General features: G+C 58.9%; 12 protein-coding genes. 8 read left to right on the top strand and 4 right to left on the bottom strand.

Annotation, left to right across the window (positions count from 1 at the left end):
* Nucleotides 1-10: 10 nt before the first annotated feature.
* The 4 genes from H7R58_RS17710 to hycA form a co-directional block, all read right to left on the bottom strand.
* Nucleotides 11-934, bottom strand: a complete 924-nt coding sequence (locus H7R58_RS17710) for a respiratory chain complex I subunit 1 family protein (RefSeq protein WP_106928263.1) — start codon at nt 932-934, stop codon at nt 11-13.
* A 2-nt stretch (nt 935-936) separates the two neighbouring features.
* Entirely contained in the window at nt 937-2763 is a 1827-nt protein-coding gene (gene hycC / locus H7R58_RS17715) for a formate hydrogenlyase subunit 3 (RefSeq protein ID WP_182930133.1), read from the bottom strand.
* Complete coding sequence (locus H7R58_RS17720) at nt 2760-3368, bottom strand: 4Fe-4S dicluster domain-containing protein (protein WP_106928259.1); 609 nt, start codon at nt 3366-3368, stop codon at nt 2760-2762. The genes hycC and H7R58_RS17720 overlap by 4 nt, the downstream gene beginning before the upstream one ends.
* Nucleotides 3369-3451: 83 nt before the next feature.
* Nucleotides 3452-3919: a formate hydrogenlyase regulator HycA gene (gene hycA, locus H7R58_RS17725; RefSeq protein ID WP_106928257.1), complete on the bottom strand. Its 468-nt coding sequence runs from the start codon at nt 3917-3919 to the stop codon at nt 3452-3454.
* A gap of 215 nt (nt 3920-4134) precedes the next feature.
* Between hycA and hypA the strand changes: the two genes are divergently transcribed.
* The 8 genes from hypA (at nt 4135) to H7R58_RS17765 (ending at nt 11495) form a co-directional block, all read left to right on the top strand.
* Nucleotides 4135-4485, top strand: coding sequence for a hydrogenase maturation nickel metallochaperone HypA (gene hypA / locus H7R58_RS17730; protein WP_106928255.1), 351 nt, complete (start codon nt 4135-4137; stop codon nt 4483-4485).
* 3 nt (nt 4486-4488) lie between these two features.
* Entirely contained in the window at nt 4489-5361 is an 873-nt protein-coding gene (gene hypB, locus H7R58_RS17735; protein ID WP_182934442.1) for a hydrogenase nickel incorporation protein HypB, read from the top strand.
* Complete coding sequence (locus H7R58_RS17740) at nt 5352-5624, top strand: HypC/HybG/HupF family hydrogenase formation chaperone (protein WP_106928251.1); 273 nt, start codon at nt 5352-5354, stop codon at nt 5622-5624. Before hypB ends, H7R58_RS17740 begins: the two co-directional genes overlap by 10 nt.
* A complete protein-coding gene (gene hypD / locus H7R58_RS17745; protein ID WP_182930132.1) occupies nt 5624-6745 on the top strand; it encodes a hydrogenase formation protein HypD in 1122 nt (373 codons plus the stop codon). Before H7R58_RS17740 ends, hypD begins: the two co-directional genes overlap by 1 nt.
* On the top strand, nt 6742-7752 hold the full coding sequence (gene hypE, locus H7R58_RS17750; protein WP_182930131.1) for a hydrogenase expression/formation protein HypE: 1011 nt from the start codon (nt 6742-6744) through the stop codon (nt 7750-7752). Before hypD ends, hypE begins: the two co-directional genes overlap by 4 nt.
* Before the next feature lie 76 nt (nt 7753-7828).
* The gene (flhA, locus tag H7R58_RS17755) at nt 7829-9910 is read left to right on the top strand and encodes a formate hydrogenlyase transcriptional activator FlhA (protein WP_182934443.1); all 2082 of its coding nucleotides are present in this window, start codon (nt 7829-7831) and stop codon (nt 9908-9910) included.
* Between the two features lie 56 nt (nt 9911-9966).
* Complete coding sequence (locus H7R58_RS17760) at nt 9967-10395, top strand: TOBE domain-containing protein (RefSeq protein WP_106928242.1); 429 nt, start codon at nt 9967-9969, stop codon at nt 10393-10395.
* A gap of 167 nt (nt 10396-10562) precedes the next feature.
* Entirely contained in the window at nt 10563-11495 is a 933-nt protein-coding gene (locus H7R58_RS17765; protein WP_182930129.1) for an alpha/beta hydrolase, read from the top strand.
* The last annotated feature ends 25 nt before the right edge of the window (nt 11496-11520 follow it).

Consider the following 11520-nt stretch of genomic DNA (forward strand, 5'->3'; position numbering starts at 1 on the left):
AACTCTCTTATCACGCCACCAGCAAGGAGACGAAGGCTAAAAAGGCTAAACCGAACCCGGTCCAGGTAATGCGGCCGGTGATATCCAGACGCAGACGCGCCATGCTGTTTTCGAACAGGGCAATAATCAGCACCCCGACCACCAGCTTGACGATGGCGGCAATCACCGCAAGAACCAGGCCGCCGACGCTAAAGCTGGTCATCTGTCCCCACGGGATGAAGACGCCAACAAACATCTGCAGCACCACCAGCTGTTTGAGGCTGATGCCCCACTTCAGCACGCCAAAGCCGCTACCGCTGTACTCGGACAGCGGGCCTTCCTGCAACTCTTGCTCTGCTTCCGCGAGATCGAACGGCAGTTTGCCCATTTCGATAAAGGTGGCGAAGGCGCAGGCGCAGAAGGCCAGCACCAGCGGAATGCTGCGGCTGACCGGCCAGTGGTACAGGGTGTTGGTGATATTGCTGATATGAGTAGAGCCCGCAACCAGCGCGGCGACCCACAGTCCGAGCAGCAGGATAGGTTCCACCAGCACGCCGAGCATCGCTTCACGGCTGGCGCCGATGGCGGTGAACGGGCTACCGGTGTCCAGACCGGCAATGGCGAAGAAGAAACGCGCCACGGCGAACAGGTAAATAAGGGTGATAAGGTCGCCCAGACCCGGCATCGGGGAAGCTACCGTCACCACCGGCAGCGCGGTCGCGATCGTCAGCATCACGCCGACCATCACAAACGGCGTCAGGCGGAACACCCAGCCGGAGGCATCCGGGCCAACGCTCTGACGGCCCAGCAGTTTGATGATGTCGCGATACTCCTGCATCACGCCCGGGCCGCGACGGTTATGCAACCGTGCGCGCAGCACGCGGGTGATACCGGAAAGCAGCGGCGCGACGGCGAATAGCACCAGCGCCTGCAGTACAGCAAATAGGAACGTCATGTTCAGGCTCCTCGAGAGATGACAATCACGACCAGCACCGCCAGTTCAACCAGCGCCAGACGTTGCAGCAGCAGCGGCGCCGCCGCGTTCTGCCAGCCCGGAACCCACGACACCGGATTCAGCCATTGACGCAGCTTCAGCACCGGTGCAAACGCCTGTTTCACCGGCATCGCGAAGCCGTGTGCGGTAATGACCATTGATTTTTCATGGTCGTAGCCGCACACCCACGCCGCGCCGCGCGAACGGCTCGGCAGACGGTTGCCTTTAAACAGCGCCAGAATAATGAACGGCAGCAGTGGGCAAGCAATCAGCAGCAGGGTAATCATCGGCTGGGAGACCACGGTATGTGCGGTTGCCATCGGCAGCGGCACGGCGGTACTCAGCATGGGCAACAGCCACGGTGCAGCAACACCGCCGACGATACACAGCAGCGCCATCGCGACGGTGCTCGCCGACATCAGCAGCGGCGCGCAGCAGGCGTTTTCCGCTTCTTGCGTCCGCGGCGCGCCCAGGAAGGTGACGCCGTAGACTTTCGCCATACACATCACCGCCAGCGCACCGGTGATCGCCAGGCCAACCGCCAGCAGCGGGCCAAGCAGACGGCCGATAAACGCGCCGCTGGTGCTCAGTTTGAAGAACGACTGATAGATAACCCACTCACCGGCAAAACCGTTCAGCGGCGGCAGCGCGGCCATCGCCATCAGCCCTACCAGCATCGCCAGCGAAATCATCGGCATACGCTTGCCGATGCCGCCCAGTTTTTCGATATCGCGGTGGCCGGTACGGAACCAGACCGCACCCGCGCCGAGGAACAGCGTGGTTTTAAACAGACTGTGATTGAGCAGATGGTACAGGCCACCGACCAGCCCCAGCGCCACCATCACCGGCTGTTGCAGCGCCAGGCCGGTGATGCCCACACCTAAACCGAGCAGAATAATGCCGATATTTTCCAGCGTGTGGTACGCCAGCAGACGCTGGATATTGTGTTCCATTAACGCGTACAGGCCGCCCACGAAGGCGGTGATCATCCCCAGCACCAGCAGGGCTATCCCCCACCACAACGGCTGTGCGTTACCCAGCAAAGACACGGTGAGAATGCCGAGCAGTCCCACTTTCATCACCACGGTAGAGAACAGCGCGGCGGCCGGTGCGCTGGCGTTGGCATGCGCCTGTGGCACCCAGCCGTGCAGCGGGATAATCCCGGCCAGCAGGCCAAAGCCGATAACGCACAGCAGCCAGATGTCGGAGCCAATGGGCAGCTGCTGCGCGCGTTCATTCAGCAACAGCAGGTCCAGCGTGCCGTAGCGCTGCCACAGCAGCAGGCAGGCAATCGCCAGCAGAATCGTGCCCAGTCGACCTAGCGCGAACCACAGCTTGCCGGATGAAGCACAGCCGGTAAGAAATGCGCCGCACAGCGCCATAATTTCGGCCATCACCACCAGTGAGCCTACGCTGCTGGCGACAATCGCGCACACGGCGGCGGCCAGCAGGACGTTAATCAGCAGGCCGTTATTACGCACCTTCGGATGACGATGCCAGTCAATGTTGTACAGGCTGACAAACAGACCACACAGGCCCAGCGCTATCAGCCAGACCGCATTCAGCGGGGTGACCAGTACGCTGTAGTGCACCAGCCGTAGGCTGCCCATCGCCGGGAAGCCACGAACCAGCACCTGCACGCCAGCCAGCAGCGCGCACAGGCTACCCAGTGCGCCACCGATACCGGCAATCACACCGCTCAGCGATTTTTTCAGCGACAGTAAAAAGGCGAATACCGCGGCAAAAGCAAACCACGCCACCGCGCTATTAATTAAGGTCATCACGCTCATTTCACCTCTCCTTGTTGCGCCTGAAACAGCGAAAGATCGCCCAAATCAGTGTGGAAGGTCAGCTCACGCTTGCGTTTGCTGGCGCGGGCGATGTCCATGTTATTGACCAGATGCAGCGCTTTCGTTGGGCAGGTGCGTACGCAGGCCGGGCCCTGTTCATCGAACTGGCACAGATCGCACTTCACCGCGATGGCGCGAACGCCCGGCACCCAGTCCAGTAACGTACTGACGCGAGCCGGCGCCGGCGGAGCCGGTAGCGCTTTTGGCGTATTGGCGTTGGCCGGGATATCCAGCGGACGGCTGCCGGAAAATTCAATGGCGCCAAACGGGCAGGCAATACCACACAGTTTGCAGCTCACGCAGAGGCTTTCATTCAGCTGAACGGCTCCGTCTACGCGGGTAATAGCATTCACCGGACAAACGCCAGCGCACGGCGCGTCTTCGCAGTGGTGACACATCTGCGGCGCGGATTCTTTTTCATTGAGCATGACTCTGAGCCGCGGCATGGATTGCAGGCCGTGCTGGCGGTGCGTTTCCGCACAGGCCGCTTCACAGGTGCGGCAACCAATACAAACGGTAGAGTCAGCAATTACAAAACGATTCACCAGGTCTTCCTCAGGTGACAGTCATTTTTGACGAAATCATGCAGAGCAGGTGTCATTTCGACACCCGTCGACACACCAAATATTCAGGCGATGGATGCCCGATGAGGGTCCTGCGCCAGTTTGTCGAAACTCACCGGGCTGTCGCTCTCCAGCGCGGCATACAGGGTGTCGTATACCGGCGAGATTTTGTCCAGATAGTGTTCCAGCACCTGCTCGCGATCGCGGATGTTGACCGTACCGTCGATAAAGCCGCTGTCGCTCAGCTCAGCGCGCGCAACGCATTCTTTATTCAGGCCATCTCGCGTTTCCACGTAGTACTCAACGGTGTGGCTGTTAAAGTTGTCAGCCAGCGTAACGGAGACGATGAAATGCTCGAACAGCACGAAGCTCAGCTCTTTATCCGGTGCGCAGTTCATTGCATGATGCAGACGCGCTTTTGACAACGTGATCCCTTGAACCAGAGCGTTACAGTACACACGCCATTGATCCTGATGGCGGCGGTGACGATCGGCGATGTAATCGGCCTTCTCGCTAATTTCCCAAATAGTCATGTCGGTTACCCGGTTAATAGAAACAAGCCTCCTAAGCAGATTTCATGCCATGTTTTTAACCAATTGATTTTTATTATATTTATATAAATGACATGCCGTAGACGACATGTCATTTCGTCAGCATGACATCGTCATCGACAGTCTTTTACGACGCCATTCCATCTCTGGCATCGTTATTGCATTACATCTGCGAGTCATCAAAAACGAGAGGCGATATGCACGAAATCACGCTCTGCCAGCGCGCGCTGGAAATTGTCGAACAGCAGGCGAGACAGAACGGCGCTAAGCGCGTGACTGGCGTTTGGATCAAGGTCGGGGCGTTTTCTTGCGTAGAGACCAGCGCGATGACCTTTTGTTTTGATCTGGTGTGCCGCGGCACGCTGGCTGAAGGCTGTACACTCCACGTCGAAGAGCAGGAGGCAGAATGCTGGTGTGAAGCCTGCCAGCAGTATGTCCAGCTCGTGTCGGTACACGTCCGCCGCTGCCCACAGTGCAACAGCGACAACCTGCGTATCGTCGCCGACGACGGTTTACAGATTCAGCGAATTGAAATTGATCAGGAGTAATGTATGTGTAGCACCTGTGGTTGTGCTGAAGGCAACCTCTATATAGAGGGCGATGAACGTAACCCGCATTCGCTGTTCCGCAGCGCCCCCTTCGCACCGGCGGGCCGTCCGGCTCTGTCGATTACCGGCGTCAGAACACAAGAATTTCAGCCGCAGTCCGCGGACAACGGCGACCTGCACTATGGCCACGGCGAGGCGGGCACCCACGCGCCGGGCATGAGCCAGCGCCGGATGCTGGAAGTGGAAATTGACGTGCTGGATAAAAACAATCAGATTGCCGCACGTAACCGCGCGCGTTTTGCCGCCCGCGAACAGCTGGTGCTGAATCTGGTTTCCAGCCCGGGATCCGGTAAAACCACCCTGCTCACCGAAACCCTGATGCGCCTGAAAGACCGCGTCTCCTGCGCCGTCATCGAAGGCGACCAGCAAACGGTTAACGATGCCGCGCGCATTCGCGCAACCGGTACGCCGGCCATTCAGGTCAACACCGGTAAAGGCTGTCACCTTGATGCGCAGATGATTGCCGATGCCGCCCCGCGCCTGCCGCTCGAGAGCAACGGGATTCTGTTTATCGAAAACGTCGGCAACCTGGTTTGCCCGGCGAGCTTTGATTTAGGCGAACGACACAAAGTCGCCGTGCTGTCGGTCACCGAAGGTGAAGACAAGCCCCTCAAGTACCCGCATATGTTTGCCGCCGCGTCGGTCATGCTGCTCAACAAAGTTGACCTGCTGCCGTACCTCAATTTCGACGTTGAGAAGTGCCTCGCCTGCGCGCGTGAAGTGAACCCGAATATTGAAATCATCCTGCTCTCCGCTACCAGCGGTGAAGGCATGGAGACCTGGTTAAACTGGCTGGAGGCGCAGCGATGTGCATAGGCATTCCAGGACAAATTGCCGCCATTGACGGCGTGCAGGCGAAGGTTGACGTTTGTGGTATCAAGCGTGATGTCGACCTGACGCTGGTCGGCGCAACCGATGAACACGGCCAGCCGCGTATCGGTCAGTGGGTACTGGTGCACGTAGGCTTTGCTATGAGCATTATTAACGAAGACGAGGCTCGCGATACCCTCGCGGCGCTGGAAAACATGTTTGAAGTCGAGCCGGACGTCGGCGCCCTGCTCTTTGGCGAGGAACGGTAATGCGCTTTGTTGATGAGTACCGTGCGCCGGAACAGGTGATGCAGCTCATCGCCCACCTGAAAAACCGGGCACAGCGTCTGGCCTACACCGCCGAACGCCCGCTGCGTATTATGGAAGTGTGCGGCGGCCACACGCACGCGATTTTTAAATTCGGTCTCGACCAACTCCTGCCAGAGAATATCGAATTTATTCACGGACCAGGCTGCCCGGTATGCGTGCTGCCTATGGGGCGAATTGACGCCTGCATCGAGATTGCCAGCCACCCCGACGTCATTTTCTGTACCTTCGGCGATGCCATGCGCGTGCCGGGGAAAAACGGCTCGCTGATGCAGGCGAAATCACGCGGCGCGGATATCCGCATCGTGTATTCGCCAATGGACGCCCTCAAACTGGCGCAGCACAATCCGGATCGTAAAGTGGTGTTTTTCGGCCTCGGTTTTGAAACCACCATGCCGACAACGGCAATTACCCTCCAGCAGGCCAAAGCGCAGAACGTGGGTAACTTCTTCTTTTTCTGTCAGCACATTACGCTGATTCCAACCCTGCGCAGCCTGCTCGATCAGCCGGACAACGGCATCGATGCTTTTCTCGCACCGGGCCACGTCAGCATGGTGATAGGCACTCACGCCTACGGTTTTATCGCCAGCGACTACCATCGCCCGCTGGTGGTCGCCGGGTTTGAACCGGTCGATCTGCTCCAGGGGGTGAACATGCTGGTGGAGCAGAAGATTGCCGAAGCGCCTTGCGTGGAAAATCAGTATCGCCGCGTGGTGCCGGACGACGGTAATCGGCTTGCGCAAGAGGCCATTGCTGCCGTGTTTGCCGTGAAAGGCGACAGCGAATGGCGCGGCCTGGGGTTAATTAACGACTCTGGCGTGCAGCTGACGCCCGACTATCAGCGCTTCGACGCCGAAGCCCACTTTAAGCCACAGCCGCAGCGCGTCTGCGACGACCCGCGCGCCCGCTGTGGCGACGTATTGACCGGCCGCTGTAAGCCGCATCAATGCCCGCTGTTCGGTGCCACCTGTAACCCACAGAGCGCGTTCGGCGCGCTGATGGTGTCATCCGAAGGGGCGTGTGCCGCCTGGTATCAATATCGCAGTCAGGAGTCCGAAGCATGAAGACAATCCAGTTAGCCCACGGCAGCGGCGGCCTGGCGATGCAGCAGCTGATCGACAGTCTGTTTATGAAGGCGTTCGCCAACCCCTGGCTGGCGGAGCAGGAGGACCAGGCGCGTCTGTCGCTGGCTTCTCTGACCGCCCACGGTGACCGTCTGGCCTTTTCTACCGACAGCTACGTGATAGACCCCCTGTTCTTCCCCGGAGGCAATATCGGCAAGCTGGCGGTCTGCGGCACGGCGAACGACGTGGCGGTCAGCGGTGCGGTACCGCGCTATCTTTCCTGCGGTTTTATTATTGAGGAAGGGCTAGCGATGGAGACGCTGGAGGCCGTGGTCAACAGCATGGCGGCGACCGCCCAGGCGGCGGAAATCGCCATCGTCACCGGCGACACCAAAGTGGTCGGTCGCGGCGCGGCGGACAAGCTTTTTATCAACACCGCCGGAATGGGCGCCATTCCGGCGGATATCCACTGGGGCGCGGCAACGCTGGCGCCAGGTGACGTGCTCATCGTCAGCGGTACGCTAGGCGATCACGGTGCGACCATTCTCAACCTGCGTGAACAGCTCGGCCTCGACGGTGAACTGCAAAGCGACTGCGCGGTATTAACGCCGCTGATTCAAAGCCTGCGGCCCATCGACGGCGTCAAAGCGCTGCGTGATGCCACTCGCGGCGGGGTCAATGCGGTCGCCCACGAGTTTGCCGCGACCTGCGGCTACGGCGTTGAAATCCAGGAACAATACCTGCCGTTAAAAGATGCCGTACGCGGCGTGTGCGAATTATTGGGGCTGGACGCGCTTAACTTTGCTAATGAAGGTAAACTGGTTATCGGCGTCAGCCGGGAGGCCGCCGATACGGTACTCGCCGCACTGCGCGCGCACCCACTGGGCGCGGATGCCGCCATCATCGGCGAAGTGACCGAACGTCGAGGCGTTCGCGTGGCCGGGCTCTACGGCGTGAAGCGCACGCTGGATCTCCCCCACGCCGAACCGCTGCCGCGAATTTGTTAACCGGCCGCTCAAGGTCAGCATTTTATTATTATTATTATTTATCGCACCCAACGCGGTGCATTTATGGGCAAGTTACATGTCGTATACACCGATGGGCGATCTCGGGCAGCAAGGGCTGTTCGATATTACCCGGACTCTTCTTCAACAGCCGGATCTGGCTGCGCTAAGCGAAACGCTGGCGCATCTGGCTAAACAGGCGGCGCTGGCCGACAGCGCAGCAATTATCCTGCTCCAGCCGGGCAACCTGCGTGCGGGCTATCATACCTCGCGCGGCGCGGGCCAACCGCTGGCCTACGAGGACGATAATATCCTGGCCAACGGCCCGGTCAGACGTCTGCTCTCGCGCCCCGACGCGCTGCACTGCAGCTACAGCGAGTTCAACGAAGCCTGGCCACAGCTGGCCGCCAGCGAGCTGTATTCGCCTTTCGGTCACTACTGCCTGCTGCCGCTGGCGGCGGAAGGGCGCATTTTCGGCGGCTGCGAGTTTATCCGTAAAGACGATAGCCCGTGGACGGAAAAAGAGTACCAGCGTCTGCATACCTTTACGCAGATCGTCGCCGTGGTCACCGAGCAGATCCAAAGCCGGGTCACCAACAACGTTGATTACGATCTGCTGTGCCGCGAGCGCGATAACTTCCGTATTCTGGTGGCTATCACCAACGCCGTGCTATCGCGTCTGGATATGGATGAGTTAGTCAGCGCGGTCGCCAAAGAGATCCACTACTACTTCAATATTGACGCCATTAGCGTGGTGCTGCGCGGCAACCGCAAAGGCAAACTGAATATCTATTCGACGCACTACATCGACGTTAACGATCCGGTGCACGATCAAAGCGAAGTTAACGAGTCCGGCACGCTGACGGAGCAGGTATTTAAGAGCAAGGAGATGCTCAAGCTCAACCTCGACGAGCGCGATAAGCTGGCGCCGTACGAGCGCCATCTGTTTGAAATGTGGGACGACAAAATCCAGACGCTGTGCCTGCTGCCGCTGATGTCGGGCGACAAAATGCTCGGCGTGCTTAAGCTTGCCCAGTGCGACGAAAAGGTCTTTTGTGCCGCCAACCTGAAGCTGCTCAAGCAGATAGCGGAGCGCGTCTCCATCGCCGTTGATAACGCCCTCGCCTATCAGGAAATCCACCGTCTGAAAGAGCGCCTGGTGGATGAAAACCTGGCGTTGACCGAACAGCTGAACAACGTCGACGGCGAATTTGGCGAAATCATCGGCCGCAGCGAAGCGATGTTCAACGTGCTTAAGCAGGTTGAGATGGTTGCCCCAAGCGACAGCACGGTGCTGATCCTCGGGGAAACCGGCACCGGGAAAGAGCTGATCGCCCGCGCCATCCATAATCTCAGCGGCCGCAACACCCGCCGAATGGTGAAAATGAACTGTGCCGCGATGCCAGCCGGCCTGCTGGAAAGCGACCTGTTTGGCCACGAGCGCGGCGCGTTTACCGGCGCCAGCACCCAGCGAATCGGCCGCTTTGAGCTGGCGGATAAAAGCTCGCTGTTCCTCGACGAAGTGGGCGATATGCCGCTGGAGCTACAGCCTAAGCTGCTGCGCGTACTACAAGAACAGGAGTTTGAACGCCTGGGCAGCAATAAGCTGATCCAGACCGACGTACGCCTGATCGCCGCCACCAACCGCGATCTCAAGCAAATGGTGCTCGATCGCGAGTTCCGTAGCGATCTTTACTATCGTCTTAATGTGTTCCCGATCCACCTGCCACCGCTGCGCGAACGCCCGGAAGATATTCCGCTACTGGTGAAGGCGTTTACCTTCAAAATCGCCCGTCGGCTGGGCCGCAATATCGACAGTATTCCAGCGGAAACGCTGCGCATCCTTAGCCAGATGGAAGGGCCAGGCAACGTGCGCGAGCTGGAAAACGTGATTGAACGCGCGGTGCTGCTGACGCGCGGCAGCGTGCTGCAGCTGTCCATGCCGGAGCTGGCGTTTGCCTCAGATGACGCGGAGCCCGTTCCGGCCGCCGAAGCGCCGAAAGAAGGCGAAGACGAATATCAGCTGATCGTTCGGGTACTGAAAGAGACTAACGGCGTGGTCGCCGGGGCGAAAGGCGCGGCGCAGCGTCTGGGGCTTAAGCGCACCACATTGCTCTCAAGAATGAAACGTCTGGGTATTGATAAAGATTCGTTAATGTAAAAACTGTGGCTATACTGACCTCTGATTCGATAACAAGTGAATGGAGGCAGTATCGTATGGCAGTTTCAGCACGTAACCAATTAACAGGCACCATCAGCGCAGTCTCAACCGGCGCGGTCAACGACGAAATCGAACTGACCCTGCCGGGCGGCGCAAAGCTGGTGGCTATCGTCACCCACAGCAGCAAAGAAGCGCTGGGCCTGGTCAATGGGAAGGAAGCCATTGCCCTGATTAAAGCCCCGTGGGTAACGCTGGCAACCGAAGACTGCGGTCTGAAGTTCTCTGCCCGCAACCAGTTTGCCGGTGAAGTGACCCAGGTCACCGAAGGCGCGGTAAACGCGACCGTGCATATCAAAACCGACGCAGGCTTTGAGATTGTTGCGGTCATCACCAACGAAAGTCAGAGCGAGATGAAGCTGGCGAAAGGCAGCCGCGCTATTGCGCTGATCAAGGCTTCTGCAATCCTTATCGCCACACGCGCGTAAGTTTTCCCCGGCGTCGCGCTGCTCAGTTGGGCTACGCGACGCCGGGAATAACACCCACCTCACACCTTCTTGTTTCTCTATTTATGAAACACCATTTTGTGAATGCATTCCCGTTCTCACAATTTAATGGATGATAAATAAGCGTTTTCCCCGTGGAGACGTTTACGATGCGCTTACCTCTGTCTGCTGCTCTTGTTCTGGCATTTTCCGCGCAGGCGGCTTTTGCCGCCCTGCCTGTCCTTTCCGTCTGGCCCAATGGCGAAGCGCCGGGGGCTAAAAACAGCCCGGTAACCTACGCGCTGGTGGAACGTAGCAAAGATCCCAAACTGCCGGATCGCGCCGTGACCGGCATCCGCGCGCCACAAATCACCGTCTACGCTCCGGCACATCCGAACGGCGTGGCGCTGCTGGTGACGCCGGGGGGCTCCTATCAGCGGGTGGTGCTGGATAAAGAAGGCAGCGATTTAGCCGCGCCGTTTAACGCCAAAGGCTACACGCTGTTTGTGATGACCTACCGCATGCCCGCCGACGGTCATGCCGAAGGGGCCAATGCGCCACTGGCTGACGCCCAGCGAGCGCTGCGCACCGTGCGCGCTAATGCCACAAAGTGGCATATTAACCCGCAAAAAATCGGCGTGATGGGCTTCTCTGCGGGCGGGCACGTGGCGGCAAGCCTTGAGACGCGCTACGACGAAGCGGTTTACTCGCCGCTCGACGATGTCGATAAACAGAGCGCACGTCCTGATTTTGTGGTGCTCGGCTACCCGGTTATTTCGATGGATAAAGCCATTGCTCACCCCGGTTCACGCACCGCATTAATTGGCGACACGCCATCCGCCGAGCAGATTAAGCGCTACTCTCCTGAGCTGAATATCACCGCTCAAACACCGCCAACCTTCCTGATGCACGCGGTGGATGACCCGTCAGTACCAGTCGAAAATTCGCTGGTGATGTTCAACGCCCTGCGCGCGCATAACGTGCCGACGGAGTTGCATCTGTTTGCCGAAGGTAAACACGGGTTTGGCATTCGCGGAACCAAAGGCCTGCCCGCCGCCGCATGGCCGGAGCTGGCGATGAATTGGGTTGCTTCGCTGCATTAGTCGCGCCTGATGGCGCTGCGCTTAT

It is taken from the genome of Klebsiella sp. WP4-W18-ESBL-05, assembly GCF_014169075.1.
Lineage (GTDB): Bacteria > Pseudomonadota > Gammaproteobacteria > Enterobacterales > Enterobacteriaceae > Kluyvera > Kluyvera ascorbata_B.